Here is a 24,983-nt window from a genome sequence, read left to right as displayed (position 1 = left end):
GCGGCCGGGTGGCTACCCTGTGCGCATGACTCTCAGCTCGCTCGACCTGGCCCTCGTCGAGGAGGCCTCCAAGAAGTCCGGCCTGATCTGGGTCCGCGGCGCGGGCGCCGACCGGGCCCTGTGGCACGCCTGGGTGGACGGCGCCGCGCACGTGCTCGGCGACGGTCCGGGTGAACAGCCGTTCCCGGGACTCGCCGACGGGTCGGCTGCCGAGGTGACCGTGCGCAGCAAGGACAAGGGCGGCCGGCTCGTCGCCTGGACGGCGGCCGTACGGGAACTCGCGCCCGGCAGCGAGTCGTGGCAGAACGCCGTCGCCGAGCTCAAGGGCAAGCGGCTGAACGCGCCCGACTCCGAACGGATGACGGAGCGGTGGGCGCGGGAGTGCCGGCTGCTGCGTCTGGAGCCGGTCGCCGTCGCCGAGAAGCTGCCGGTCGTCTCGCTCGCCGCGGCCCCGCTGCCGTCCTCGGCGATCACCCGCCGGGCCATTCCGGCGGGCCTGCCGAAGCTGCTGCTGAAGCGCAAGAGGAACAAGCGCTGACCGCTTGAGGGGCGCTCAGCCGCCGCTGGGGTTCGCGCCCTGGCCGGATCCGGAGCCGGCGCTCCTGGAGGGCGCCGGGGTGCCCGTACCGGCGCCGCCGCCCGCGCCGGCGCCGCCCTTGCCGTCCTTGGTGGTGGGCAGTTGGGAGCCGTAGTCCACGGTCTGGTCCTGCGAGGGCGGGTCCAGCGGGAAGGGCTTGCCCCACTCCGACAGCTCCACCCGGCCCGCGCCGCCCGCCCGCTCCATGAGCAGCGGGTACGGGGTGCCGTCCAGGGACACCGACAGCTTGCCGCCCCTGCCCGCGTCCGCCGACACCGGCACCACCCGGGTCTGCCCGACCTTCGTGTAGGCGCCCTTGGTGAGCTTGCCCTGGAGGCCGAGGAGCCCGTCGAGCAGGACGTGCATGTCGGTGAAGCCGCGGAACTGCTTGTACGAGGGATCACCCTCGGGGACCTTCACGTACTTGTCGCCGAGCTTGCCGGCCGAGTCCGACGTCCCCCAGAAGGCCGCGCCCGCCTTCAGGTACAGCTGCTCGCCGACCCGCAGCAGCTGGAAGGTGGTGTCGTCCTGCGACTTCACCTCGCCGGAGCCGCCGTCGGCCTTCAGCCGCATGTCGAGCGTGAACGATTTCCCGCCGCTGACCAGGGTCCCCGACAGGTGGACGGATGACGCGCCCGTGGCCGCGGCCTTCGCCTGGTCCTCGATCTTGTCGGCGCTGAGCTTGCCCACGCCGTTCGTGCCCTTGTCGGGATCCTCCACGACACCGCCGCAACCGGTGCCGGTGACGGCGAGGCCCGCGCAGAGGGCGCCGATGAAGGCGGCCCGACGCAGCCGTGCGGCAGGGGTGTAGGCGGTCACGGGCGGGGGCCTCTCGTCGGCGGGTCTGCGGGCAGCAGGCAGCGTACCCGGCGCGGGGGCCGCCTCCACCGGACCCCCGCCACGCCCTCACCGCGGGCCCCGCGCCCCCCGGGCGGACGGCCCCACCAGGACGCTTGCCGGCGGCACGGGCTAGCCTGGGGCACGACAGGACCGTCGATGGACGCACCAGGAGGCGCTCGTATGGCTGCAGGCGCCCCGCGGATCTTCGTCTCGCATCTGTCGGGTGTGCCCGTCTTCGACCCCAACGGCGACCAGGTCGGCCGCGTCCGCGACCTCGTCGCGATGCTGCGCGTCGGCGGGCGCCCGCCCCGGCTGCTCGGGCTGGTCGTCGAGGTCGTGAGCCGGCGCCGGATCTTCCTGCCCATGACCCGGGTGACCGGGGTGGAGTCCGGGCAGGTCATCACCACCGGTGTGGTCAACATGCGGCGCTTCGAACAGCGCCCCACCGAGCGACTGATCCTCGGTGAACTCCTCGACCGCCGCGTCACCCTCGTCGCCACCGGCGAGGAGGTCACCGTCCTCGACGTCGCCATCCAGCAGCTGCCGGCCCGCCGCGACTGGGAGATCGACCGGATCTTCGTCCGCAAGGGCAAGGGCGGCGCCCTGCGCCGTCGGGGCGAGACGCTGACCGTCGAGTGGTCGGCGGTCACCGGTTTCTCGCTGGAGGAGCACGGGCAGGGCGCCGAGAGCCTGGTCGCCACCTTCGAGCAGATGCGCCCGGCCGACCTCGCGAACGTCCTGCACCACCTGACGCCGAAGCGGCGCGCCGAGGTGGCCAACGCCCTCGACGACGACCGGCTCGCGGACGTCCTGGAGGAGCTGCCCGAGGACGACCAGGTGGAGATCCTCGGCAAGCTGAAGGAGGAGCGCGCGGCCGACGTCCTGGAGGCCATGGACCCGGACGACGCCGCCGACCTGCTCTCCGAGCTGCCGGAGGACGACCAGGAGCGGCTGCTGACCCTGATGCGGCCCGACGACGCGGCCGACGTTCGGCGCCTGCTGTCCTACGAGGAGCGCACGGCGGGCGGCCTGATGACCACCGAGCCGATCGTGCTGCGGCCCGACGCGACGGTCGCCGACGCGCTGGCCCGCGTACGCCAGTCGGACCTGTCGCCGGCGCTGGCCGCGCAGGTCTACGTGTGCCGGCCGCCGGACGAGACGCCGACCGGCAAGTACCTGGGCACGGTCCACTTCCAGCGGCTGCTGCGGGACCCGCCGTTCACCCTCGTCAGCTCGATCGTGGACACGGACCTGCCGCCGCTGCGCCCGGACGCCTCGCTGCCCGTGGTGACCAGCTACCTGGCCGCGTACAACATGGTCGCGGTGCCCGTCGTCGACGAGAGCGGCTCGCTGCTGGGCGCCGTCACCGTCGACGACGTACTGGACCACCTCCTGCCGGACGACTGGCGCGAGACGGACTTCCACTCCGAGGAGGCCGTACGTGGGCACTGACCGCAACCGCGCGGAGGCGGGTCGCGAGCGGCGTCGGGAGCGGCGCGAGCACGCCCGCGAGGGTTTGTCGGAGCGGCTGGAGGAGGCGGCGGAGCGGCTGCGCACCGATCGGCCGGAACGTTCCGCCGAGCGGGCGCGGGCCGGCTCCCTCGCGGGGGCGAGCGCGCTGTCGCGCACGCGCGTACGGCTGGACGTACCGCGCCCGTCGCGCCGCAGACTGCTGCCGGAGTACGACCCGGAGGCCTTCGGCCGGCTGTCGGAGCGGGTCGCCCGCTTCCTCGGCACGGGCCGGTTCATCGTCTGGATGACCCTGGTCATCGTGGTGTGGGTGTTGTGGAACATCTTCGCCCCCGACCACCTGCGCTGGGACCGGTACCCCTTCATCTTCCTGACGCTGATGCTGTCCCTGCAGGCGTCCTACGCCGCCCCGCTGATCCTGCTCGCGCAGAACCGGCAGGACGACCGCGACCGCGTCACGCACGAGCAGGACCGCAAGCAGAACGAGCGGTCCATCGCGGACACCGAATACCTGACGCGGGAGATCGCCGCCCTGCGGATGGGTCTCGGCGAGGTCGCGACGCGCGACTGGATCCGGTCGGAGTTCCAGGACCTGATCAAGGAGATGGACGAGCGGCGGCTATTCCCGTCGGAGAGTGACGAAGGCGACCGCTAGCGGGCTTTCCTCGGGCAGGCTACCGAGCCGTACCATCGGGACATGGCTACCGACACAAGCTCCGCCGCCGTGCCCGAGCAGGACGCGATCCTGGACGCGCTGGCGACGGTGAACGACCCCGAGATCCACCGGCCGATCACCGAACTCGGCATGGTCAAATCGGTGGAGATCGGCGAGGGCGGCGCCGTCGCCGTCACGGTCTACCTCACCGTGTCGGGCTGCCCCATGCGCGAGACCATCACCAAGAACGTCACCGAGGCCGTCGAGAAGGTCCCGGGCGTCACCACCGTCACCGTCACCCTCGACGTGATGAGCGACGAGCAGCGCAAGGAGCTGGCGGCCACCCTGCGCGGCGGCACCGCCGAGCGCGAGGTGCCGTTCGCCAAGCCGGGCTCCCTGACGCGCGTCTACGCGGTCGCGTCCGGCAAGGGCGGCGTCGGCAAGTCCTCGGTCACGGTCAACCTGGCCGCCGCCATGGCCGCCGACGGGCTGAAGGTCGGCGTCGTGGACGCGGACATCTACGGCCACAGCGTGCCGCGCATGCTCGGCGTCGACGGCCGCCCGACCCAGGTCGAGAACATGATCATGCCGCCGTCCGCCAACGGTGTGAAGGTCATCTCGATCGGCATGTTCACCCCGGGCAACGCCCCCGTGGTCTGGCGCGGCCCGATGCTGCACCGGGCGCTCCAGCAGTTCCTCGCGGACGTGTTCTGGGGTGACCTGGACGTGCTGCTGCTGGACCTGCCGCCGGGCACCGGTGACATCGCGATCTCGGTCGCCCAGCTCGTGCCGAACGCGGAGATCCTCGTCGTGACCACCCCGCAGCAGGCGGCGGCCGAGGTCGCGGAGCGGGCCGGCTCGATCGCCGTGCAGACCCACCAGAAGATCGTCGGCGTCGTCGAGAACATGTCGGGCCTGCCGTGCCCGCACTGCGACGAGATGGTCGACGTCTTCGGCTCCGGCGGTGGCCAGAAGGTCGCCGACGGGCTGACGAAGACGGTCGGCGCGAGCGTGCCGGTCCTCGGCACCATCCCGATCGACGTGCGGCTGCGCGAGGGCGGCGACGACGGCAAGCCGGTCGTGCTGTCCGACCCCGACTCCCCTGCGGGCGCCGCGCTGCGCGCGATCGCGGGCAAGCTGGGCGGCCGCGCCCGCGGCCTGTCGGGCATGTCCCTGGGCATCACCCCGCGCAACAAGTTCTGAGCTCCACCCGCGACGGCACCGTTGGATGTCCAACGGTGCCTTTCGCATGGGCGCGGCGTACGGGACGACCGGCCGGGCTACTCGTACGTGCCGAGGTCCGCGATCGCGCAGAAGCCGAGCCCGTACGCGCTCATGCCGCGCCCGTACGCGCCCAGGTGGACGCCGCGTCCGGTGGAGCCGGCCAGCACCCAGCCGAACTCGGACTCGCGGTAGTGGAAGGGCGTCGGCTCCCCGTCCACGGGCAGTGACAGCGTCGACCAGTCGGGACCCGTGAGGTCGTCGGCGAGTTCCCACGCCGCCTCGGTCTGCTGGTCGAGCCAGTGGTCGCGCAGGCTGTGGTCCATCTGCTGCGGCCAGCTGTAGGCGAGCAGCCCGGAGCCGGCCAGCCAGGCGGCGGAGGCGACGGAGGTGGCCTCCAGGACGCCGGTGCCGTCGCCGCTGCGACGGTTGGGGTTGCCGGCGACGGTGACCACCACCGCGAACCGCTCCTTCTCGCCGGTGGCGATCTCGCCCCGGGCGGACGGCTCGTCGCCGTGGCCGGTGGAGCCGTGCTCGACGGTGCCGTCGGCTCCGGTGCCGACCTGCATGAGCCAGCGGGGGCCGGTGAAGGCGCCGTCCAGCCCGTACCAGGGGAAGTCGGCGGCCAGGAACCGTTCCGCCGCCCGGCGGGCCGCCGGGACGGGCGCGGCGGGCTCCTGGGGCGGCGCCGGGGGCGGGGCCGGCGGCGGGGTCTGCTCGGACTCGGGGGGTTCGGCGGCGGGGGCTTCGGCGGGCTGCGTACCCACCCGGCTACTGCTCGTCGTCTCCATCAGGGCGGCCTCTCGTTCCGTGGGGTCCGGAACGGCCCTCCCCCTCGCGTCGCTGGGGGGACCCCCTCCGTCGGGCGTCCTCGGTCCGGACAACAGATGGAGGATAGCCATCCGCCCCCCGGATCGCCGGGCAGGCCGCGACTCAGGTGGCGTCGGCGTCGAAGGGGGTACGGGCCTCGGGGGCCGGGGCGGCGGGCTTCTTCAGCAGGTCGGGACCGCCCGCGACGGCGGGCGTGGCGGCGGCCGGGGCCGGCGCGGCCTCCTTGCTGTTGACGGCGTCCGTGACGTCGTTCAGCTCCTTGCGGAGGTCGAAGCTCGTGCGGATCTCCTTGAGGTCCTCGTTCTCCGTGAGCTGCTTGCGGATGAAGTTCTTCGGGTTGAGGTCCTCGAACTCGAAGTCCTTGAACTCCGGGCCCAGTTCGGAGCGGATGTCCTGCTTGGCGCTGTCGGAGAACGAGCGGATCTTGCGGATCACGCCGCTGATGTCCTGGATCACCTTCGGCAGCTTGTCCGGACCGAAGATGAGGATGGCGAGCACCACGATCGTGACCAGTTCGAGTGCGCCTATGTCGTTGAACACCTTGCCGCTCCTCGACTCTCTCCATGCGGGCCTGGTCAACGGTACCCGGCGATGCCCGCGCTCCCCTACGCCGGTGCTATCCCACTTCGGGATTCACCCCGGCGTCACGCGCCATTCGTGTCATGATCCGTCCGCCGAACCGAGTACCACGTCCAGCGTGCGCTCCCTGCCCTCGCGGAGCACGGTCAGGGTGAGGCGATCACCGGGGCGATGGGCCCTGATCTTGATGATCAGCTCGTCCCCGCCGTGGACGCGGACCCCGTCCACCTTCGTGATCACGTCGTCGGGCCGGATTCCGGCGCGGGCTCCGGGGCCGCCCGCGACCACGGAAGGCTTGCCGTCCTCGCCCTTGGCGCCGACCCGGGCTCCGTCGCCCGTGTACTGCATGTCGAGGGTGACTCCGATGACCGGGTGGGTGGCGTGACCGGTGCGGATCAGCTCCTCGGCGACGCGCTTGCCCTGGTTGACCGGGATGGCGAAGCCGAGGCCGATGCTGCCGCTCTGGCGCCCGCCGTCGCCGTCCTCGCCCTTGTCGGCGCCGCGGATCGCGCTGTTGATGCCGATGACGTGGGCGCGGGAGTCCAGGAGGGGGCCGCCGGAGTTGCCCGGGTTGATGGGGGCGTCCGTCTGGAGGGCGTCGACGTAGCTGATGTCGCTGCCGTCGCCCTTGTCGCCGCCCGCGGTGATGGGGCGTCCGGTGGCGCTGATGATGCCGGCGGTGACGGTGTTGGACAGGTCGAAGGGGGCGCCGATGGCCACCACCGGGTCGCCGACCTGGACGTTCTCCGAGTTCCCGAGCGCCAGGGGGCGCAGGCCGCGCACGCCGGAGACCTTCACGACGGCCAGGTCGTAGCCGCTGTCGCGGCCGACCAGCTCGGCGACGACGCTCTCACCGGTGCTGAAGGTGACCGTTATGTCCTTGGCGCCGGCGACGACGTGGTTGTTGGTCAGGATGTGGCCCTGGTCGTCGAGGACGAACCCGGTCCCGGTGCCGCCGCCCCCGCCGCCGCGCACGTGCAGGGTGACCACGCCGGGCAGGGCGGTGGCGGCGATGCCGGCCACGCTGTCGGGGGCCCGGTTCTTGTGCTCGGCGGCGGCCTGGGGGAGCTCCAGGCGGGTGTTGCCGGCGCGCTCGGCGAGGATGCCCAGGTAACCGCCGACTCCGCCCGCGAGGAGGGCGACGACGGTCGCGAAGGCCAGCGCCCGCCCGAGGCCGGGGGCCCGGCGGGCCTTGCCGGGGTCGGCCGGCTGGAGCGGGGTATCGGCCCAGGGGTCGTAACGCGGACCGGGACCCGGCGCGACATCGAGCACCGCGAAGGTGTCGGGAGCGCCAGGGCCCGCCGCCCCGACCCGGCCCTCGCCGGTCGGGCCCTCGCCGGCCGGCGGGCGGTCGGTCGGGACGTGCGCCGCGGGCTCGGGCGACGGGGGCGGGGGCGTCGGGGGCTGGGGCCGGCTCCACCACGACGGAGACGGTTCGGTCTGCTGACTGTCGGACATGGAACGCTCCCCGCGGGCCTGTCGCGCCGCACGGGGCGCACCTCCCGTCGATTCAACCAGGTACCGGGGCCCCCTGGGGGCCAAGGGGCCCAGGGGGCCCGGTTCCTCGGTCAGCGGGAGAGCGAGACGGGCTGCGCGGTCGCCGGGGCGGAGGGGGACGCGGCGGTGGGGAGCCGGCCCACCGGTCCGAGGCTCGGCATCCCGCCGGGGCTGGGCAGCCGGTCGCGTACGACCGCGTCGGTCAGCGGCAGCGAGGGGCCGGGGCGGGCGGCGGGGGCGTCACCCCGCGCGTTCGGCTCGATGGCCTCCAGAGGAAGGGAACCCCCCAGCGCGATCGCGGCCAGCGACACCGCTCCGGCCGCGACGAACGCGAAGCGGCGCCGGGGGCGGCCCACCTCGTGGATACGGAACCCCTCGCGCACGCCGGGCGCCACGGCCGGGGCGACGTACCCGAACGTGGCCGACGGGTCGGCGCCCGGCGGCCCGGACGGCCCGTCGGGCCCGCCGCCCGGCAGGCCCTGCAACCGGGCGAGCAGCCCGGCGGACAGCGGCGGCGGCGCGCTCTCCACGAACATGCTCTTGAGCCGACGCTGCGCGTCCGCCTCGGCCTTGCACTTGGCGCAGGTCGCCAGGTGGGCCAACACCCGCTCGCGGGCGTCGTGCTTGAGCTCCCCGTCCACCAGGGCGGCGAGGCGGTCGCCCAGGTGCTGTTCGGCGGGTGACGGACCGGTGCCGCTCACTCGGCTCCGCCCTCTCCCCCGGCGCCCGGGGCGCCCACCGCCACGCCCGCGAGGGCGCGCTGCTCGGCGCGGGCGGCGGGAGACCGGTGCTTGAGCGCCTTGCGCAGGTGCGACCGGCCACGGTGGATGCGGCTGCGGACGGTGCCGAGCTTCACGCCGAGGGTGGCGGCGATCTCCTCGTAGGACAGCCCCTCGATGTCGCAGAGCACCACGGCGGCCCGGAACTCGGGCGCGAGGGTGTCCAGCGCCTGCTGCACGTCGGCGTCGAAGTGGGTGTCGTGCAGGACCTGCTGGGGGGACGGCTCGCGGCTCGGCAGCCGCTCGGCGGCGTCGTCGGCGAGGGCGTCGAAGCGGATGCGCTGCTTGCGGCGCACCATGTCCAGGAAGAGGTTGGTCGTGATGCGGTGGAGCCAGCCCTCGAAGGTGCCCGGGGTGTAGGTGGACAGCGACCGGAAGACGCGGACGAAGACCTCCTGCGTCAGGTCCTCGGCGTCGTGCTGATTGCCCGTCAGGCGGTAGGCGAGACGGTAGACGCGCGCGCTGTGCGTGCTGACGATCTCCTCCCACGTGGGAGGAGTCCACGCCTGGGAGCCCGCATCGGCGGCAAAGGTCGCGGTGGTTGCGGTGGTCGCGGTGTGGAAACGGTCAGCGATGTCGGTCACGGATTTCGGCTCACCCGCCGACCAGAAGAGACGCCTCAGAACGCCTCCACGATCCACAGGCGCAGCCGCACCTCCCCTATCGGCTCTGGTGGTGTCCAGTGGAGCCCCTACCATAACCACCCCTCCCGTCAGCTCTGGATAAGCCTTTTTGCATTAACTTTGCCCGGATACCGGGCGCCCGACCGTCGATCTGCCCGGCGACGTCCCCTCTATCCCGCCTCCACCCCTCCCAACGCCCGGTCCCATCTGCGGGTTCCCGACGTCAGCGGATACAGTCACCGTTGCGCCAACTATGGGGACAGGAGAGGGTCATTAGCGGCAACCGGCAGACGAGCTGGGCGTTCGCCGACGCGTTTGTCGCCGAGGACGACGCTCTGCGATGGGCCCGCGACCGGTCCAGGGAAGCGGGGCTGCGCTCCGTGTCCCCCGGCACCGGGGCCGCGCTGCGACTGCTCGCCGCCACGGCCGACGCCAAGGCGGTCGCCGAGATCGGCACCGGCACCGGGGTCTCCGGCATCCACCTGCTGCACGGCATGCGCCCGGACGGCGTGCTGACCACGGTGGATCCCGAGGCCGACCGGCAGGCCTTCGCCCGCCAGGCGTTCCGCGCCGCCGGCTTCGCCGGCAACCGGGCCCGCTTCATCCCCGGCCGCGCGCTGGACGTCCTGCCCCGGCTCGCCGACGGTGGCTACGACCTCGTCTTCTGCGACGGGGACCCGTCCGAGTCCCTCGACTACCTCGCCGAATCGTTGCGGCTGTTGCGTCCGGGCGGGCTGGTGTGCTTCGAGGGCGTCTTCGCCGACGGTCGCACCGTCGACTCGGCGGCCCAGCCGGTGGAGGTGATCCGGGTCCGCGAGCTGCTGCGCAGCGTCCGCGAGAGCCCGGCGCTGGAGGCGGCCCTGCTCCCGGTGGGCGACGGCCTGCTCTGCGCGGTCCGCCGGTAGGCGGCTCGGCGGCGTCCGCGAGGGTCCGGACGCAACACCGCCCCGGGCGCCAGGGGCGGCCGGGGCGGTGCAGAGTCGTTCAAGGTGTCGGGCTTCAGCCGACGACCTTCTTGAGGGCGTCACCCAGGGCGTCCGCCTCGTCCGGAGTCAGCTCGACGACAAGCCGACCGCCGCCCTCGAGCGGTACGCGCATGACGATGCCCCGCCCCTCCTTGGTGACCTCGAGCGGGCCGTCGCCCGTCCGCGGCTTCATGGCCGCCATGCTCGTTCCCCTTCCTGAAACCAGCTCATCGTCAGCCGACGGCCCCGTTCAGGCGCCTAGTACCCGGCATCGAACACATTGCTTCCCGGCCATTATCCCGCATGTCAGGACCCGATGACCAACATCGCATGGGAACGCTTGCGCAACGCGCTCGGCCAAAACCACTCATTTCGGGGACGGGCCTGCGATACTTCGCCGCCACTCCCGGCCGACGCCGCCCGTTCCGTTTGACGCACATCACATGCCCGGCCGTCGCCCCGTCCGCCATGCTGACCCTTGGACCGGTCGGTACCGGCCGGTAGCCAAGCCCGCGACGAAGGGGGACCCCCGCCATGGCCGACAGCGTGCTCTACGAAGTCACCGACGGACTCGCCACCATCACGATCAACCGGCCCGACGCGATGAACGCCATGAACACCGAGGCCAAGGTCGCGCTCCGCGACGCGGTCGAGGCGGCGGCCGGTGACACGGCGGTACGGGCGGTCCTGCTCACCGCCGCCGGCGACCGCGCGTTCTGCGTGGGCCAGGACCTCAAGGAGCACATCGGCAACCTCGCGGCCGACCGCGAGAACGGCTCCTCCCTCACCATGAGCACCGTCGCCGACCACTACAACCCGATCGTCCGGGCCCTCACCGAGATGCCCAAGCCCGTGGTGGCGGGCGTGAACGGGGTCGCGGCCGGGGCCGGCTTCGGCTTCGCGCTGGCGGCGGACTTCCGGGTCGTCGCCGACACCGCGTCCTTCAACACCTCGTTCGCCGGGGTCGCGCTCACCGCCGACTCGGGGGTCTCCTGGACCCTCCCCCGCCTGATCGGCGCCTCCCGGGCCGCCGACCTGCTGTTCTTCCCGCGCTCGGTGAATGCGCGGGAGGCGTACGAGCTGGGCATCGTGAACCGCCTGGTGCCCTCGGACTCCCTGCGCGCGGAGGCCGAGAAGGTCGCCCGTACCCTCGCCGCCGGTCCGACGGTGGCCTACGCCGCACTCAAGGAGTCCCTGGCCTACGGGACCGCGCACTCCCTCTCCGAGGCCCTGGAGCGCGAGGACGTCCTCCAGGCCCGCGCCGGCGCCTCCGAGGACCACGCCATCGCCGTCCAGGCCTTCCTGGCGAAGCAGCCGCCGCGCTACCTGGGCCGCTGACGCCGCGCCGCCGCTACCCCTCGCGGGAGGCGCGGGAGGCACGCGAGACGCAGCCCGCGAGGTGGTCGTTGACCAGGCCGCAGGCCTGCATCAGCGCGTAGGCGGTGGTCGGTCCCACGAAACGGATGCCGGCCTTCTTCAGGGCCTTGGCCAGGGCCGTGGACTCCGCGGTGACGGCCGGTACGTCGGCCAGGCGCTTCGGGGCCCGGCCCGCCTCGGCCGGGGCGTGGGACCAGATCAGCGCGTCCAGCTCCCCCGGCTGCCAGCCGGCCAGCACCTCGGCGTTGGCGAGGGTGGCCTCGATCTTGGCCCGGTTGCGGATGATCCCCTCGTCCCCGAGGAGCCGCTCGACGTCCGCCGGCCCGAATTCCGCGACCGCCGCGATCCTGAAGTCCGCGAAGGCTTTGCGGAAGCCCTCGCGGCGGCGCAGGATCGTCAGCCAGGACAGCCCGGACTGGAACGCCTCCAGGCACAGCCGCTCGTACAGCGCGTCGTCCCCGTGGACGGGCCGGCCCCACTCGGTGTCGTGGTAGGCGATGTAGTCCTCGGTGGCCACGGCCCACGCGCAGCGCGGCCCGCCGTCCGGTCCGGGGACCAGGCCGAGGTCGCTCATCGCTCGTCCTTCCCGAGGTCGACGCGCGGCCCCTGCCCCCGGTGCCGGTCGGCGGGCGGGGCGGTGGCCGCGGCGGCGGTCAGCTCCGCGATCCGCGCGTCGCGCTCGGCGAGCTCCGCCGCCAGCCGGTCGAGTACGTCGTCCACCTCCGCCATCCGGTAGCCGCGCGGCGCGACGGGCAGGCGCAGGGCGTCGATGTCGGCCCGTACGACGGGACGGGTCTCCGGGAGCGCGTCGGCGACCCGGTCGGGCTCCGCCTCGGGCAGCACGGCCTCCGAACCGCCGCCGATCACCGCGAGGGTGACCGCGGCCACGACCACGACCAGCGCGATCAGCAAGAACCAGAACACGATCAACTCCCCTGAGAGACTCCGGCCACCAGGTTAAGGTCGCAGACGAGGCGCGAGGGTCGCCGAAGGAGGAAAGAGCGGGATGCTGCGACTGGGCAGGCGCGAGTTCGACACCCACGAGCCGGTGATCATGGCCATCGTGAACCGGACCCCTGACTCCTTCTACGACCAGGGCGCGACCTTCCTCGACGAGCCCGCCCTCGACCGGGTCGAGCGGGCGGTCGCCGAGGGCGCGGCCATCATCGACATCGGCGGGGTCAAGGCGGGGCCCGGCGAGCACGTGGACGCGGCCGAGGAGGCCCGGCGTACGGTCGGTTTCGTGGCGGAGGTACGCCGCCGGCACCCCGACGTGGTGATCAGCGTCGACACCTGGCGGCACGAGGTCGGCGAGGCCGTGTGCGAATCCGGGGCCGACGTCCTGAACGACGCGTGGGGCGGCGTGGACCCGAAGCTCGCGGAGGTCGCGGCCCGCTACGGCGTCGGGCTGGTGTGCACCCACGCGGGCGGGGTCGAGCCGCGGACACGGCCGCACCGTACGACGTACGAGGACGTCGTGGCGGACATCCTGCGCGTCACGGTCGGCCTCGCGGAGCGGGCGGCGGCCCTCGGCGTACCCCGGGAGTCGATCATGATCGACCCGGGGCACGACTTCGGGAAGAACACCCGCCACTCCCTGGAGGCCACCCGCCGCCTGGGCGAGATGACCGCGACCGGCTGGCCGGTGCTGGTGTCGCTGTCCAACAAGGACTTCGTCGGCGAGACCCTGGACAAGCCGGTCAAGGAACGCCTGCTGGGCACCCTGGCCACCACGGCCGTCTCGGCCTGGCTGGGCGCCCAGGTCTACCGCGTCCACGAGGTCGCGGAGACCCGCCAGGTTTTGGACATGGTCCGCTCGATCCAGGGCCACCGACCCCCGGCGGTGGCCCGCCGGGGGCTGGCCTGAGCCCAACGGCCCGGCCGCTGGGCTACTTGCCGGCTTCCTTCGTGACCAGGGCGATCGCCTCCTCCACGTCGTCCGTGACGTGGAAGAGGTAGAGGTCCTTCTCCGAGGCCTTGCCCTGGGCGATCACCGTGTCGCGCAGCCAGTCGATCAGGCCGCGCCAGTACTCCGTGCCGAACAGCACGATGGGGAACCGGGTGATCTTCTGCGTCTGCACCAGCGTCAGCGCCTCGAACATCTCGTCCAGCGTGCCGAGCCCGCCCGGCAGGACGACGAAGCCCTGGCTGTACTTCACGAACATCGTCTTGCGGACGAAGAAGTAGCGGAAGTTCAGGCCGAGGTCGACGTGCTGGTTGAGGCCCTGCTCGAAGGGCAGTTCGATGCCCAGGCCGACGGAGATCCCGTTCGCCTCGCGCGCGCCCTTGTTGGCGGCTTCCATCGCGCCCGGACCACCGCCGGTGATGACGGCGAAGCCGGCGTCGACGAGCGCGTGCCCGATCTTCACGCCCGCCTCGTACTCCGGCGAACCGGCCGGCGTGCGGGCAGAGCCGAACACGCTGATCGCGGGCGGCAGCTCCGCCAGCGTCCCGAAGCCCTCGATGAACTCCGACTGGATGCGCAGGACCCGCCAGGGATCGGTGTGCACCCACTCGGAGGGCCCGGCCGTGTCCAGCAGCCGCTGGTCCGTCGTGCTGCCCGCCTGCACCTGGCCACGCCTGCGCAGCACCGGCCCGAGCTGCTGCTCCTCGGGCCGACGACGAGCGTTGCCTTCGGGGTTGCCCATGATGTGCTCCCTCCTGCTGATCGTTGGATCAGGGTAGGCGCACGAAGGTGACGACGAGCGGAATTCAGGAGGTCAGCCAGGCGCGGAGTCGTTCCTCGCAGTGGAGGATCGCCTTCGTCTCGACCCGCTCGTCGACCTTGTGCGCCAGCAGGGCGTCGCCCGGTCCGTAGTTGACCGCCGGTACGCCGAGCGCGCTGAAGCGGGACACGTCCGTCCAGCCGAACTTGGGCATCGCCCGGCCGCCGACCGCCTCCATGAACGCGGCCGCCGCCGGGTGGGAGAGGCCGGGCAGGGCGCCGCCCGAGAGGTCGTCGATCACGAACTCGTCGACGCCGCAGTCCGCGAAGACCTCGCGGACGTGGGCGATGGCGTCGTCCACGCCGCGGTCGGGGGCGTAGCGGAAGTTGACCGTCACCGTGCACACGTCGGGGATCACGTTGTTGGCGACGCCGCCCTCGATCCGGACGGCGTTGAGGCCCTCGTGGTACTCCAGGCCGTCGATGACGGGCTTGCGCGGCTCGTAGGCGGCCAGCTTCGCCAGGATCGGGCTCGCGGCGTGGATGGCGTTGGAGCCCATCCAGCTGCGGGCGGAGTGCGCGCGCTCGCCGCGGGTGCGCAGCAGGACGCGCAGGGTGCCCTGGCAGCCGCCCTCGACCTCGGCGTTGGAGGGCTCCAGCAGGACGGCGAAGTCGCCGGTCAGCCAGTCGGGGTGGGCCTCGGCGACCTTGCCGAGGCCGTTGAGGTCGGCGGCGACCTCTTCCTGGTCGTAGAAGACGAAGGTGAGGTCGCGGTTCGGCTCGGGGACGGTCGCGGCGATCCTCAACTGTACGGCGACCCCGGACTTCATGTCCGTGGTGCCGCAGCCCCACAGGACGCCGTTCTCGTCGAGGCGCGAGGGGACGTTGTCGGCGATGGGGACGGTGTCGAGGTGCCCGGCGAGGACGACGCGCTCGGCGCGGCCCAGCCGCGTCCGGGCCACGACGTTGTTGCCGTGACGGTCGACGGTGAGGTGCGGGAGGGCGCGCAGCGCGTCTTCCACGAGGTCGGCGAGGACCTTCTCGTCGCCGCTCACGGAGGGGATGTCGACGAGCCGGGCGGTCAGCTCGGCAGCGTCCAGGGTGAGGTCCAGCTCGGATTCGGACATGGCTCTGACCCTAACGCCCCGGGATGGGCGGGTACCGGGTGCGTCCGGCCCATGGACGCGTCATATGACTCAAGTACGGTGGGCCGCGTGTCCGAGACCCATCGCTCCCGTCCTCGCCGTCGGCGGCCCCTGCGCAGGGCCGCGGCGGGTCTGCTCGTCCTGTCCGCCGTGATCGGTTATTGCGTGGTGCAGCGCGCCTCGAACGGGGGTGGCGCCCCGTACTGTTCGGTCACGGCGTCCGGGTTGGGCTCCGGCTCGCCCGGCGGCGACGCGGAGCGGACGTACGAGATGACCCCGGAGCAGGCGGCGAACGCGGCGACCATAGCGGCGGTCGGGCTCTCCAAGGGGCTGCCCGACCGGGCGGTGACGATCGCGCTGGCGACGGCGATGCAGGAGTCGGGGCTGCGCAACCTCGACCACGGCGACCGGGATTCGCTGGGCCTGTTCCAACAGCGGCCCTCGCAGGGCTGGGGCACCCCGCAGCAGATCATGGACCCGGTGTACTCGGCGGGGATCTTCTACGACCGGCTCGTCGAGGTGAAGGGGTACGGGCGGCTTCCGCTGACGGTGGCGGCGCAGCGCGTGCAGTTGAGCGGTTTCCCGGAGGCCTACGCGAAGCACGAGCCGAACGCGACGGTGTTGACGGCGGCGTTCGGCGAGGGCGCCGCGGGCGCCACCCTGTTCTGCTCGGGCCCGGCCCCGAAGCCGGGCGATCCGGAGCGGATCCGGGCGGAGCTGGCCCGGGACTTCGGCAAGGAGATGCCGGTCGCCGCCGGTCCTGCGGGCGCCGCCTCCGGCGCCGGGGAGACGGGCGCCCGTCCCGCGGCGCTCGGCGAGATGGTGGTGCGGCCGAAGGCGGCCGGCGGGCCGGACCGGGAGCGGCGGGCGCGGGCGGTGGCGCACTGGGCGGTGGCCCGCTCGAAGGACCTCGGGATCACGGGCGTCGCGTACGCGCGCTCGGACTGGACGGCCGGCGCGGACCGGGGTCGGTGGATGCCCCGGGGCACGAAGGCGGACGCCCCGGGTGCGGGGCGCGAAGAGGTACGGATCTCCACGGGCCGCTGAGCACGCCCGGCCGATCCGCGTTTCCGATACCGGTCGCGCGTACGAGGGATCACCCGCGCGGAGGTTCCCACGGAGCCGCCGCGATGCCGCCGTCGGGCACGGAACCGCTGGTGGGCGCGCATTCCATGCGTTTGTCGCGGAAGCCGATTAAACGATGCGTTACCGATCCTTTACCCGACGGGTCCGCAACTCCACCCACCCCGGGAGCGGTTGTACCGGCGTACTCAGCCGCTACCGCTTAGGAGCATCATGTCCCTCCCCCTGACCCGTCGGATCGCCCGTGCCGCGCTGCTCGTCGCAGCCGGGACCGCGCCCGTGGTCGGTGCGGCCGGCGCGGCGAGCGCCGCGGACCTGCCGCAGTTGGGCGCGCTCACCGCCCCGGTCGCCTCTGACATCCCCGCCGACACCGCCGCGCCGGTCGAGGCGGCCACCGATGTGGCGGGCACCGCCACCGAGGCCGTGCCGGCCGCCGCTCCCGCCGCCGAGGTGGCGGGCGGTGCGGGCCAGATGCTGGGCGGCCTGCCGGTGGCGCAGCAGCTGCCCGTCTCCCAGCTGCCGGCGCCGCAGCTGCCGCTGGGCGGCCTCCCGCTGGGTGGCTGATCCGCCGCCTGCGGACGCCGAAGGGGCCGGGAGTGGGAACTCCCGGCCCCTTCGGGCTGTTTCGGACCGGCTCAGCCCAGGCGCTTGACGGCGGCCGCGACCCGCTCGTCGGTGGCGGTGAAGGCCACCCGGACGAAGGAGGCGCCCGCCTCCCCGTAGAAGTCGCCCGGTGCCACCAGGATGCCGAGGGACGCCAGGTGGGCGACGGTGTCCCAGCAGGGCTCGTCCCGCGTCACCCACAGGTAGAGGCTGGCCTCGCTGTGCTCGACGCGGAAGCCGTGCGCCTCCAGGGCGGTGCGCAGCGCCTCGCGGCGGGCGGCGTAGCGGGCGCGCTGCTCCTCGACGTGGGTGTCGTCGCCGAGGGCGGCGACGACCGCGGCCTGAACGGGGGCGGCGGTCATCATGCCGCCGTGCTTGCGGATCTCCAGCAGCTCACCGAGGACGTCGGCGTCGCCCGCGATGAAGGCGGCACGGTATCCGGCCAGGTTGGAGCGCTTGGAGAGCGAGTGGACGGCGACGATGCCCGCGTAGGAGCCGCCGCAGACGTCGTCGTGGAGGACGGAGACCGGTTCGGCCTCCCAGCCCAGTTCGAGGTAGCACTCGTCGCTGAAGAGCAGGATGCCGTGCTCGCGCGCCCAGGCCACGACGCGGATCAGTTCCTCCTTGGCGAGGACCTTTCCGGTGGGGTTGGACGGCGAGTTGAGCCAGAGCAGCTTCACGCGGGCCGGGTCGAGGTCGGTGGTCGGGTCGTCGTAGACCACGGGCTCGGCGCCGCACAGCCGCGCGCCGACCTCGTACGTGGGGTAGGCGAGCCGGGGGTAGGCGACCTGGTCGCCGGCGCCGAGGCCCAGCTGGGTCGGCAGCCAGGCCACCAGTTCCTTGGAGCCGACGACCGGCAGGACGTTGCGGTGGCCGGCGGCGCTCGCGCCGAGGCGCCCGCGCAGCCAGCCGGTGATCGCGTCGCGCAGCGCGGGCGTGCCCCACACCGTCGGGTAGCCCGGGGAGTCGGCGGCGTCGGTCAGGGCGCGCTGGATGAGAGCGGGCACGGGGTCCACGGGGGTGCCGACCGACAGGTCGACGATGCCGTCCGCGTGGGCCGCCGCCGTGGCCTTGTACGGCTCCAGCTTGTCCCAGGGGAAGGTGGGGAGACGGTCGGATACTGCGGCCACGGTTTCTCTGCTCTCTGTGCGCTGGTGCGGTTTCGCCCAGGTGAAACGGCTCGGTCCCGCGCGGCGGAAGTGCCGTACGGGACCGAGGGGCGCGTTCAGCCGGGGACGGTCAGTGCCCGGCGTTGATGTCGGCGGGCTGACCGGCGACGAAGGGGTGGTCGCGCTCGATCAGGCCGAGCTTGGAGGCACCACCGGGCGAACCGAGCTCGTCGAAGAACTCGACGTTCGCCTTGTAGTACTCCTTCCACTCCTCCGGGGTGTCATCTTCGTAGAAGATGGCCTCGACCGGGCAGACCGGCTCACAGGCCCCGCAGTCGACGCACTCGTCCGGGTGGATGTACAAGGACCGCTGGCCCTCGTAGATGCAGTCGACGGGGCACTCTTCGATGCATGCCTTGTCCTTGACGTCGACACAAGGCTCCGCGATGACGTAGGTCACGCTCTCGTTCCTCCTCGGTAGGGCTGTCCATTCGCGCGGGAGCGCGGCGTCGTCGATGCCCGCACCTAGTATCTCCGTTCCCGGGCACGATCCGAACAGGAGGGGCGGACAGAGCTGTGGAAATCACTGCCGGTGGACTGCTGGAGATCCGTATCACCCCGGCTGACGTGGGTAAACGAGTCTCTGTACGACGGGTGGAGGGCGGCCGGAGCGACGCCCCGGCCTTCCTCGACACGGTCGGGGTTCTCACATCCTGGACCGGGGGTGTGCTGACGATCACACGCAAGGACGGCGTCAGCGTCCACATCCCGGAATCCTCGCTGGTCGCGGGCAAGACGGTGCCCCCCGCACCCGCCCGGCGCAGGGGTCCGGCGGCGTCCTTCGAGGAGCTGACGCGGGTCGGCGCGCGGGCCTGGCAGCCGCTGGAGAGCGAGCCGCTGGGCGAGTGGGTCTTGCGGGCCGCCGGCGGTTTCACCCGGCGGGCGAACTCCGTACTGCCGTCGGGCGACCCCGGTATACCCGTGGAGGAAGCACTCGCGCGAGTGACCGCCTGGTACGCGGAGCGTGGGCTTCCGGCGTACGTACAGGCCGCGACGGGTGCCCTCGGCACGCAGGAGCTGCTCTGCGCGGAGCTGGAGGGGCGCGGCTGGGACAGGGAGGTCTCGGCGGAGGTGCGTATCGGGGCGCTCGCGCCGGTCGGGGACATCGACACGGACGTGGCGCAGGTACGGCTGACCCGGGAGCCGGACGCGGACTGGCTCGGGCGCTACGGGCGGGTCCGGGATCCGGAGCTCGCCCGTCGGGTGCTGGTGGCGGGGCCGTCGGTGTGGTTCGCCTCGCTGGGCGCCGGCCGGGCGATCGGGCGGTGCGTGGTGGACGGCCGCTGGGCGGGGTTCGCGGCGGTGACGGTGGACCCGGAGTACCGCCGGCGGGGCCTGGCGACGGCGGTCATGGCGGCGTTGGCCCGGCGGGCGCTGGAGGAGGGTGCCTCGGCGGCCTGGCTCCAGGTGGAGGCGGACAATCCGGGGGCGCGGGCGCTGTACGAGGGGATGGGTTTCGCGACCCACCACACCTACCACCACTTCCGGGCGGGCCGGTGAGCGCGGCGTCGCGGGAGATGTTCGCGGCGGAGGCCCGCTCCGAGCGGCCGGACCTGGCGCTGCTGTGCCTGCTGCTGGGGGCGGAGGCGGATCCGGAGCTCGACGACGAGCGGGTCCGGGACTGGGCGCAGATCGAGCTGGACCGGCTCGCGGGGATGCTGCCGTACGGGCTGCGGGACGCGCGGGCGTGGGCGTCGGCGGTGACGGAGCTGCTCGGGGGCCGGATGGGTTTCCACGGCACCCCGGCGGACTACGACCGGCTCTCGTCCTCGCTGCTGCACGAGGTGCTGCGGCGTCGGCGGGGCTTGCCGATCCTGCTGTCGGTGGTGTGGCTGGAGGTGGCCCGGCGGGCCGGGGCTCCGGTATACGGGCTGGGGCTGCCGGGGCACTTCGTGGTCGGGTTCGGGGATCCGGAGGAGGGCGTCGTCGTGGACCCGTTCGCGGGCGGGGCCTCGCTCGGCGCGGGTCCGGCGGAGTTGGCGCAGGGGCCGCGGACGCCGGCGCGGACGCTGGACATCGTGCTGCGGATCCTGAACAACATCCGCGCCTGGGCGGCGGCGCGGCCGGAGCAGTCGGCGGTCGCGCTGTGGGCGCTGGACCTGGCGCTGCTGCTGCCGTCGCACCCGGCGGCGCTGCGCTACGAGCGGGCGCGGCTGCTGGTGGAGCGGGGTGCGTTCCAGGAGGGCGCGGTGGAACTGGACGCCTACGCGTCGGTGGTCGACGCGGTGGACCCGGCGGCCGCGCAACGCATCCGCTCCGAGGCCAGCTCGGCCCGCGCCCTGCTGAACTGACGGCTCGCCGCCCCGGCCCGTACCCGCCGGGTGGGTGAGCCCGCTCGCCACCCTGGCGGCCGTCTTCGGCCGCCGAGGCCGAAGTCGACCGCTGTGCCACCGGCGGCGTCCGGGCCTTCCTCGCCGCCTACGCCCGACCCCCGGGGGAGAGAAGCACCGTATGACCTGGACCGAACGCATCGTCACCCGCGACGGCGTCCGCATCGCCTGCCGTGACCGGTCGGGGCCCGGACGCCCCGTCGTCCTGCTGCACGGCCTGGCCGGCCACGCGGGGGAATGGGACGCCGTGGCCCGGGACCTCAGCGCCCGCCACCGCGTCGTGGCGGTCGACCAACGCGGCCACGGCGCCGCCGAACGCCGGCCCGGCGACGTGTCGCGCGCCGCCTACGTCGCCGACGTCCTCGCCGTACTCGACGCGCTCGACCTGCGGGCGCCCGTACTCGTCGGGCAGTCCCTGGGCGGCCATGCCGCCCTGCTCACGGCTGCCGCGCACGCCGATCGCATCCACGCGCTCGTCCTGGTCGAGGCGGGACCCGGCGGGCCGAACCCCGGGGTGCAGGACGAGATCGGCGGATGGCTCGACGCGTGGCCGACCCCCTTCCCATCGCGGGAGGAAGCCGTCCGCTTCTTCGGCGGCGGGGCGGTCGGCGAAGGCTGGGCGGCCGGCCTGGAGGAGCGCGAGGACGGCTGGTGGCCCCGCTTCGACCGCGACGTCATGGTCGACTCCCTCGCCGAGAACGCCACCCGCTCCTTCTGGGACGAGTGGGCGCGGATCACCTGTCCCACCCTGGTCGTCCTCGGCCAGTGCGGCATCATCGCACCCGAGGAGATCGACGAGATGCTCCGCCTGCGACCGGACACGGCCGCCCTGAGCATCCCCGGCGCGGGCCACGACCTCCACCTCGAACGCCCCGACCTGCTGCGGCGCGTCCTCCGGGACTTCCTCGGCGACGCCGAGCGCTAGGTCGTGTCTTGGGCCGGACGCGGCGCGGCCCCTTCCCGGGGTCGGGGAGGGGCCGCGCCGTGGTGCCGGGGTGGGTGTCAGCTCGCGTTGGTGTCGATGGTGACGGTCCGTTCGGCCGTGGTCTTGCCGACGAGGGCCTTGCCGAGGGCGCCCGCCACGTCCTGCGGGGTGACGGGGGTCTTGGCACCGGTGCCGCGCGTGATCAGGACGCCGTCGAAGGTGTTCCCGTAGGTGGCCTTGAGGGCTTCCAGGTCGTACTTCTCGACGAGGCGGCCGTCCACGACCGTCATGCTGAGGATCTTCGGCAGGGACTTGGCGCCGAAGGGCAGGGACTTGCCGCCCGCCTTGACGATGGCGGGGGCGGACATCGCCGGTTCGGCGAACTCCTTCATCGCCCGGTCCAGTTCGGCCTGGGTGACGGTCGGTTCCTTGGTGGTGGTGGGCAGTTCGACGGCCGGGGCCTTGCCGCTCGCGACGAACTCCCGGAACGCCTTGATGACCTGGTCGACGGAGGCGTCGACGTCGAGTCCGGTGCCGGCCTTGCCGGGGACGGCGACGGCCTTGCCGGTGTCGAACTTGATGGTGCCCTCGGAGGAGGAACCGGCGCCGCCGGCCGCCTCCTGGAGCGCGACCCGCAGCTTCTCCTCGTCGGCCGGCATGACGGCCTCGGCGGTGCGCTCGACGCCGAACAGCGAGCCGATGACGGTGACGGGGTTGTAGTCGCTGCCCGCCGCGTTGCGCACGGTGGTCTGGCTGTCGAGCGTGAGGCCGGCCTTGTCGGGCTTCAGCTCGACCTGCTTGCCGCCGACGGTCAGCGGCAGCGGGGCCGAGGCGCGGTCGCCGAAGGCCTTCTGGAGCTTGGTGACGGCCTCCTCGCGGGTGCCGCCGATGTCGACGCCGAGGACGGTGGTGCCCTTGGGGACGTCGGAGTGGTTCATGAGCAGGCCCGCGCCGTACGCCACGCCGACGAGGGCCACGAGGCCGCCGCCGAGGAGGGCCAACTTGGAGCGGCCCTTCTTCGCGGGCTTGGCCGACTTGGCGGAGCCCGCGGGCGCGCTCGCGTTCGTCGCCTTGGCGGTCTTCTTGCCGCCCTTGGAACCCTTCGCGCCCTTCCCGGCGGGGGCCGGCGGGGCGGGGACGGGGCGGTCCTGCCGCGGCGGCTGCGGGCCGGGGGGGGGGCGTCGGCATCGCGGCCGCCGGCGGGACGGGGCCGGGAGCGCCGTACCGCTCGGACGGGGCCTCGGGACCCGGCCAGCGCGGCGGCTCCTCGGCGCCCACCGGAACGGTGCCCAGCGCGGGCCCGCCGGTCGGCCCGGCGGGGTCGGAGAAGGCCGGGAAGGCCTCCGTCGAGGACCGGCGTCATAGCCGTCGTACGAGTCGTACGCCGGGGCGGGGTCGCCCTGCGGCCCGCCCACGCCGGGGCCGCCGACCGACGGGGCCGGGGCGAAACCGGCTCCGGTGCCGTGCGCGGCCGGGGGCTGCGGGTGGCCCGGGGCGGCCGGGGCGCGAAGCCCCGCCGGTGCCGCCCGTGCCGCCGGCGCCGCCGGGCTGCGGCGGCACGGCGGAGCCGCAGCCCGCGCTCGGCGGCGCCGGGGCGCGGAGGCCGGCGGCGGGGTGGCCTTGCGCGGGGCGAACCAGCCGCCGGCCGGCGGCTCCGACTGGCCCTGCCGGTCGGGGCCGGCGTTCGCCGGAGGCGCCGGGCGGCCGGCGCCGGGGACGGGCGGTGGGGCGCGCGGGCAGGGCGGCCCGTACGGGCGCGGCGGCCGGGGCCGGAGCGTCCTGCGCGGGGCCGGCCGATCGGCGCTCGCCGGGGCGGCGGCCGGGCCGCCGGCCGAGGCGCCGCCCTTGACGGGCTTGCGCACGACGACGGGCGGGATGGGCCGCGAACCCGGAATGTTGATCCGGATCCGGGTCGTCAGGGTGGTCTCGGTCTTCGGCCCGTCGTTGTCGGGCGTGGACGGGTTCGAGGTCACAGGATTCTCCTCCGGGGCGGTCGCCGCGTCAGGCCGAGGTGACACGGCCGTGGACGGATACTGGCCGGTTCCGTACGGCGGCGTACCCGAGGGGTAGGCGGCTCCACCGTGGCCATGGGGCCCGGGGGACGAACTGTCAGTTTCACGACTCAAGGCAGGTTCTCCCGGTTGGCTCCGCCGCCCGTCATACCGTGCGCGGGCAGCTCGGCGGCCCGTCCACCATACTGGCCGCGACCCGGGCACAACTGACCACGGGGAATCCCGGGTTCCTCTTGACGTTCCACGGGGTCTGACCCGAGGGCCCGTCAAACCCCCTCAAGCCGTCCCTGATCGGAGGACGGCCAGGCGCGACGGGGCGCCGTCAGCGGGGCTTCGGGGCCGAAACGGGTCGCTCGACGGGGCCGCGCATCGTGGCGCAGATCACAGCGATGACGCTCCCCCCCAAAAGGTACGCGTACATACCGATTCCGGAGGAACCGAGCAGGAAATCCCCTTCGGGACGGGGCACCCCGAGCAGGACGTACGACAGGAACCAGCCGGCCGCCCCCACCCCCACGCCGAGCCCACCGCCGAGGAGGAGGCGGGCCCCGAGGAACAGTCCGAAGAGGGCGAGCAGGGCCAGCAGCAGCCCGGCCGGGAGCCACAGGTCGACGACGAGCCAGCCGGCCCCGCCCGTCAACACGCCCAGCGCGAGCAGGCCCAGGAGGGCGGCGATCCGCCCGGGGGTCATCGCCGTGGTCATGCCTCCACCCCCGCGAAGAGGTCCCGCTCACGGGTGCCGGCGGGGGCGCCGGAGGTGCCGTGCGCCAACTCGTAGTACTCGCGGGCGAAGAGCGGCTGCGCCAGGTCGTTCGAGAGGGCGAAGAAGGGGCCGTCGACGGCGATCTGCGTCGCGTGCGCCCGCATGGCGGCCGCCTTGGCCGCCGCGTGAACGCCGCCCGGCCGCGCGTCGTCGCCCCCGTCTTCGCCCTCGTCACCGATCTCGGCGGTGATCCGCTCGTCGGCGACCACCCCCGGTACGTCCTGCGGGCTCGCGTGGCCGGGGAAGGCGAGCGTGGCGCCGGCCGTCCGCAGCCGCTCGAAGCCCGCCTCGACCACCGAGCGCGGGACCCGGTTCCAGTAGATCTTCCCGATCGCGTGCGGGGCGCCGAGCTCCGGGCGCCAGGCGGCGTCGGCGGCCAGCTCGGCGGCGCGCATGGCCACCCGGTGGGCCTGGATGTGGTCGGGGTGGCCGTAGCCGCCGTCGGGGTCGTAGGTGACGAGGACCTGCGGCCGAAGTTCCCGGATCACCTCGACGAGGTATCCGGCGGCCTCGTCCACGTCGGCCGACCAGAAGGCTCCGGGGCGCTCGTTCTGCGGGGCGCCCATCATCCCCGAGTCGCGAAAGCGCCCCGGGCCGCCGAGGAAGCGGTGGTCGGTGACCCCCAGCTCCTTCATCGCGGCGGCCAGCTCGCCGACCCGGTACGCGCCGAGGGTGTCGTCGCGGTCGGGCGCGAGGTGGGCCAGCTCGGCGGGGATGACCTCGCCCTCCTCGCCGAGCGTGCAGGTCACCAACGCGACGTGGGCGCCCTCGGCCGCGTACTTGGCCATGGTGACGCCGTTGTTGATCGACTCGTCGTCCGGGTGCGCGTGCACGAGGAGCAGACGACGGGCGGGAAGACCGTTCATGGGGTCAG

General features: G+C 73.5%; 28 protein-coding genes. 12 read left to right on the top strand and 16 right to left on the bottom strand.

The window, feature by feature from the left end:
- Positions 1-25 precede the first annotated feature (25 nt).
- Entirely contained in the window at positions 26-538 is a 513-nt protein-coding gene (locus M4D82_RS21940; protein ID WP_249767666.1) for a hypothetical protein, read from the top strand.
- Between the two features lie 15 nt (positions 539-553).
- Here the strand turns inward: M4D82_RS21940 and M4D82_RS21935 are convergent, their stop codons facing one another.
- The gene (locus M4D82_RS21935; protein ID WP_249767665.1) at positions 554-1,396 is read right to left on the bottom strand and encodes a hypothetical protein; all 843 of its coding nucleotides are present in this window, start codon (positions 1,394-1,396) and stop codon (positions 554-556) included.
- 201 nt (positions 1,397-1,597) lie between these two features.
- Between M4D82_RS21935 and M4D82_RS21930 the strand changes: the two genes are divergently transcribed.
- From M4D82_RS21930 to M4D82_RS21920, 3 genes are all read left to right on the top strand, one after another.
- Positions 1,598-2,869, top strand: a complete 1,272-nt coding sequence (locus tag M4D82_RS21930; RefSeq protein WP_249767664.1) for a magnesium transporter MgtE N-terminal domain-containing protein — start codon at positions 1,598-1,600, stop codon at positions 2,867-2,869.
- Positions 2,870-2,966: 97 nt separating this feature from the next.
- The gene (locus M4D82_RS21925) at positions 2,967-3,542 is read left to right on the top strand and encodes a DUF1003 domain-containing protein (protein WP_502989080.1); all 576 of its coding nucleotides are present in this window, start codon (positions 2,967-2,969) and stop codon (positions 3,540-3,542) included.
- Positions 3,543-3,584: 42 nt separating this feature from the next.
- Positions 3,585-4,745 (top strand): Mrp/NBP35 family ATP-binding protein, encoded by a 1,161-nt coding sequence (locus M4D82_RS21920; RefSeq protein WP_249767663.1) that lies wholly within the window; start codon positions 3,585-3,587, stop codon positions 4,743-4,745.
- 77 nt (positions 4,746-4,822) lie between these two features.
- On the opposite strand, the gene M4D82_RS21915 is transcribed toward M4D82_RS21920, so the two are convergent.
- The 5 genes from M4D82_RS21915 to sigE form a co-directional block, all read right to left on the bottom strand.
- Complete coding sequence (locus tag M4D82_RS21915; protein ID WP_249767662.1) at positions 4,823-5,554, bottom strand: hypothetical protein; 732 nt, start codon at positions 5,552-5,554, stop codon at positions 4,823-4,825.
- A 142-nt stretch (positions 5,555-5,696) separates the two neighbouring features.
- A complete protein-coding gene (locus tag M4D82_RS21910) occupies positions 5,697-6,134 on the bottom strand; it encodes a sec-independent translocase (RefSeq protein WP_249767661.1) in 438 nt (145 codons plus the stop codon).
- 120 nt (positions 6,135-6,254) lie between these two features.
- Positions 6,255-7,631 carry a S1C family serine protease gene (locus M4D82_RS21905; protein WP_349637084.1) on the bottom strand — a complete coding sequence of 459 codons (1,377 nt, stop codon included), beginning with the start codon at positions 7,629-7,631 and terminating at the stop codon, positions 6,255-6,257.
- 110 nt (positions 7,632-7,741) lie between these two features.
- The gene (locus M4D82_RS21900) at positions 7,742-8,371 is read right to left on the bottom strand and encodes a zf-HC2 domain-containing protein (protein WP_502988980.1); all 630 of its coding nucleotides are present in this window, start codon (positions 8,369-8,371) and stop codon (positions 7,742-7,744) included.
- Complete coding sequence (gene sigE / locus M4D82_RS21895) at positions 8,368-9,147, bottom strand: RNA polymerase sigma factor SigE (protein ID WP_249767660.1); 780 nt, start codon at positions 9,145-9,147, stop codon at positions 8,368-8,370. The genes M4D82_RS21900 and sigE overlap by 4 nt, the downstream gene beginning before the upstream one ends.
- A gap of 167 nt (positions 9,148-9,314) precedes the next feature.
- Between sigE and M4D82_RS21890 the strand changes: the two genes are divergently transcribed.
- Positions 9,315-9,977: an O-methyltransferase gene (locus tag M4D82_RS21890; RefSeq protein ID WP_249767659.1), complete on the top strand. Its 663-nt coding sequence runs from the start codon at positions 9,315-9,317 to the stop codon at positions 9,975-9,977.
- A 94-nt stretch (positions 9,978-10,071) separates the two neighbouring features.
- Here M4D82_RS21890 and M4D82_RS21885 read toward each other — a convergent pair whose 3' ends face one another.
- Entirely contained in the window at positions 10,072-10,239 is a 168-nt protein-coding gene (locus M4D82_RS21885; protein WP_003966491.1) for a DUF3117 domain-containing protein, read from the bottom strand.
- A gap of 332 nt (positions 10,240-10,571) precedes the next feature.
- On the opposite strand from M4D82_RS21885, the gene chcB reads away from it, so the two are divergent.
- The gene (gene chcB / locus M4D82_RS21880; protein WP_249767658.1) at positions 10,572-11,375 is read left to right on the top strand and encodes a 2-cyclohexenylcarbonyl CoA isomerase; all 804 of its coding nucleotides are present in this window, start codon (positions 10,572-10,574) and stop codon (positions 11,373-11,375) included.
- A gap of 13 nt (positions 11,376-11,388) precedes the next feature.
- On the opposite strand, the gene M4D82_RS21875 is transcribed toward chcB, so the two are convergent.
- Both M4D82_RS21875 and M4D82_RS21870 read right to left on the bottom strand, forming a co-directional pair.
- The gene (locus M4D82_RS21875; RefSeq protein WP_249767657.1) at positions 11,389-11,988 is read right to left on the bottom strand and encodes a DNA-3-methyladenine glycosylase I; all 600 of its coding nucleotides are present in this window, start codon (positions 11,986-11,988) and stop codon (positions 11,389-11,391) included.
- Complete coding sequence (locus M4D82_RS21870) at positions 11,985-12,344, bottom strand: DivIVA domain-containing protein (RefSeq protein WP_249767656.1); 360 nt, start codon at positions 12,342-12,344, stop codon at positions 11,985-11,987. The genes M4D82_RS21875 and M4D82_RS21870 overlap by 4 nt, the downstream gene beginning before the upstream one ends.
- A 76-nt stretch (positions 12,345-12,420) precedes the next feature.
- Between M4D82_RS21870 and folP the strand changes: the two genes are divergently transcribed.
- Complete coding sequence (gene folP / locus M4D82_RS21865) at positions 12,421-13,281, top strand: dihydropteroate synthase (protein ID WP_249767655.1); 861 nt, start codon at positions 12,421-12,423, stop codon at positions 13,279-13,281.
- A gap of 22 nt (positions 13,282-13,303) precedes the next feature.
- Here the strand turns inward: folP and M4D82_RS21860 are convergent, their stop codons facing one another.
- On the bottom strand, positions 13,304-14,062 hold the full coding sequence (locus M4D82_RS21860) for an LOG family protein (protein ID WP_249767654.1): 759 nt from the start codon (positions 14,060-14,062) through the stop codon (positions 13,304-13,306).
- A gap of 64 nt (positions 14,063-14,126) precedes the next feature.
- Positions 14,127-15,206: a succinyl-diaminopimelate desuccinylase gene (gene dapE, locus M4D82_RS21855; protein WP_249767653.1), complete on the bottom strand. Its 1,080-nt coding sequence runs from the start codon at positions 15,204-15,206 to the stop codon at positions 14,127-14,129.
- A gap of 51 nt (positions 15,207-15,257) precedes the next feature.
- On the opposite strand from dapE, the gene M4D82_RS21850 reads away from it, so the two are divergent.
- Positions 15,258-16,271 (top strand): hypothetical protein, encoded by a 1,014-nt coding sequence (locus tag M4D82_RS21850; RefSeq protein WP_502988979.1) that lies wholly within the window; start codon positions 15,258-15,260, stop codon positions 16,269-16,271.
- Positions 16,272-16,520: 249 nt separating this feature from the next.
- Complete coding sequence (locus M4D82_RS21845) at positions 16,521-16,871, top strand: ATP-binding protein (protein ID WP_249767651.1); 351 nt, start codon at positions 16,521-16,523, stop codon at positions 16,869-16,871.
- 71 nt (positions 16,872-16,942) lie between these two features.
- On the opposite strand, the gene dapC is transcribed toward M4D82_RS21845, so the two are convergent.
- Both dapC and fdxA read right to left on the bottom strand, forming a co-directional pair.
- A complete protein-coding gene (gene dapC, locus M4D82_RS21840) occupies positions 16,943-18,040 on the bottom strand; it encodes a succinyldiaminopimelate transaminase (RefSeq protein WP_249767650.1) in 1,098 nt (365 codons plus the stop codon).
- A gap of 109 nt (positions 18,041-18,149) precedes the next feature.
- A complete protein-coding gene (fdxA, locus tag M4D82_RS21835; RefSeq protein ID WP_249767649.1) occupies positions 18,150-18,479 on the bottom strand; it encodes a ferredoxin in 330 nt (109 codons plus the stop codon).
- Positions 18,480-18,595: 116 nt separating this feature from the next.
- Here fdxA and M4D82_RS21830 point away from each other — a divergent pair, with 116 nt between their 5' ends.
- The 3 genes from M4D82_RS21830 to M4D82_RS21820 all read left to right on the top strand — a co-directional run bounded on the left by M4D82_RS21830 (position 18,596) and on the right by M4D82_RS21820 (position 21,334).
- Complete coding sequence (locus M4D82_RS21830; RefSeq protein ID WP_249767648.1) at positions 18,596-19,579, top strand: GNAT family N-acetyltransferase; 984 nt, start codon at positions 18,596-18,598, stop codon at positions 19,577-19,579.
- Positions 19,580-19,596: 17 nt separating this feature from the next.
- Positions 19,597-20,370 (top strand): transglutaminase family protein, encoded by a 774-nt coding sequence (locus M4D82_RS21825; RefSeq protein WP_249772035.1) that lies wholly within the window; start codon positions 19,597-19,599, stop codon positions 20,368-20,370.
- A 160-nt stretch (positions 20,371-20,530) separates the two neighbouring features.
- Positions 20,531-21,334 (top strand): alpha/beta fold hydrolase, encoded by an 804-nt coding sequence (locus tag M4D82_RS21820; protein WP_249767647.1) that lies wholly within the window; start codon positions 20,531-20,533, stop codon positions 21,332-21,334.
- A gap of 77 nt (positions 21,335-21,411) precedes the next feature.
- On the opposite strand, the gene M4D82_RS21815 is transcribed toward M4D82_RS21820, so the two are convergent.
- The 3 genes from M4D82_RS21815 to mshB form a co-directional block, all read right to left on the bottom strand.
- On the bottom strand, positions 21,412-23,307 hold the full coding sequence (locus M4D82_RS21815) for a hypothetical protein (protein ID WP_249767646.1): 1,896 nt from the start codon (positions 23,305-23,307) through the stop codon (positions 21,412-21,414).
- A 361-nt stretch (positions 23,308-23,668) separates the two neighbouring features.
- Positions 23,669-24,049: a DUF6113 family protein gene (locus M4D82_RS21810; protein ID WP_249767645.1), complete on the bottom strand. Its 381-nt coding sequence runs from the start codon at positions 24,047-24,049 to the stop codon at positions 23,669-23,671.
- Positions 24,046-24,975, bottom strand: a complete 930-nt coding sequence (gene mshB, locus M4D82_RS21805; RefSeq protein ID WP_249767644.1) for an N-acetyl-1-D-myo-inositol-2-amino-2-deoxy-alpha-D-glucopyranoside deacetylase — start codon at positions 24,973-24,975, stop codon at positions 24,046-24,048. Before mshB ends, M4D82_RS21810 begins: the two co-directional genes overlap by 4 nt.
- Positions 24,976-24,983: the final 8 nt, after the last annotated feature.

This window comes from Streptomyces sp. RerS4, assembly GCF_023515955.1.
Lineage (GTDB): Bacteria > Actinomycetota > Actinomycetes > Streptomycetales > Streptomycetaceae > Streptomyces.
Note: the sequence above shows the minus strand (reverse complement) of the source record. Positions and strands in the feature narration are given on the sequence as shown.

Bases quoted from the DNA above. Each gene is read 5' to 3' on its own strand.
- M4D82_RS21875 (WP_249767657.1), bottom strand. From the start codon at position 11,988: ATGAGCGACCTCGGCCTGGTCCCCGGACCGGACGGCGGGCCGCGCTGC.
- M4D82_RS21820 (WP_249767647.1), top strand. From the start codon at position 20,531: ATGACCTGGACCGAACGCATCGTCACCCGCGACGGCGTCCGCATCGCC.
- M4D82_RS21940 (WP_249767666.1), top strand. From the start codon at position 26: ATGACTCTCAGCTCGCTCGACCTGGCCCTCGTCGAGGAGGCCTCCAAG.
- M4D82_RS21930 (WP_249767664.1), top strand. From the start codon at position 1,598: ATGGCTGCAGGCGCCCCGCGGATCTTCGTCTCGCATCTGTCGGGTGTG.
- M4D82_RS21845 (WP_249767651.1), top strand. From the start codon at position 16,521: ATGTCCCTCCCCCTGACCCGTCGGATCGCCCGTGCCGCGCTGCTCGTC.
- M4D82_RS21885 (WP_003966491.1), bottom strand. From the start codon at position 10,239: ATGGCGGCCATGAAGCCGCGGACGGGCGACGGCCCGCTCGAGGTCACC.
- M4D82_RS21850 (WP_502988979.1), top strand. From the start codon at position 15,258: ATGGACGCGTCATATGACTCAAGTACGGTGGGCCGCGTGTCCGAGACC.
- chcB (WP_249767658.1), top strand. From the start codon at position 10,572: ATGGCCGACAGCGTGCTCTACGAAGTCACCGACGGACTCGCCACCATC.
- mshB (WP_249767644.1), bottom strand. From the start codon at position 24,975: ATGAACGGTCTTCCCGCCCGTCGTCTGCTCCTCGTGCACGCGCACCCG.
- M4D82_RS21905 (WP_349637084.1), bottom strand. From the start codon at position 7,631: ATGTCCGACAGTCAGCAGACCGAACCGTCTCCGTCGTGGTGGAGCCGG.
- folP (WP_249767655.1), top strand. From the start codon at position 12,421: ATGCTGCGACTGGGCAGGCGCGAGTTCGACACCCACGAGCCGGTGATC.
- sigE (WP_249767660.1), bottom strand. From the start codon at position 9,147: ATGGTAGGGGCTCCACTGGACACCACCAGAGCCGATAGGGGAGGTGCG.
- M4D82_RS21825 (WP_249772035.1), top strand. From the start codon at position 19,597: ATGTTCGCGGCGGAGGCCCGCTCCGAGCGGCCGGACCTGGCGCTGCTG.
- M4D82_RS21810 (WP_249767645.1), bottom strand. From the start codon at position 24,049: ATGACCACGGCGATGACCCCCGGGCGGATCGCCGCCCTCCTGGGCCTG.
- M4D82_RS21860 (WP_249767654.1), bottom strand. From the start codon at position 14,062: ATGGGCAACCCCGAAGGCAACGCTCGTCGTCGGCCCGAGGAGCAGCAG.
- M4D82_RS21920 (WP_249767663.1), top strand. From the start codon at position 3,585: ATGGCTACCGACACAAGCTCCGCCGCCGTGCCCGAGCAGGACGCGATC.
- M4D82_RS21915 (WP_249767662.1), bottom strand. From the start codon at position 5,554: ATGGAGACGACGAGCAGTAGCCGGGTGGGTACGCAGCCCGCCGAAGCC.
- dapE (WP_249767653.1), bottom strand. From the start codon at position 15,206: ATGTCCGAATCCGAGCTGGACCTCACCCTGGACGCTGCCGAGCTGACC.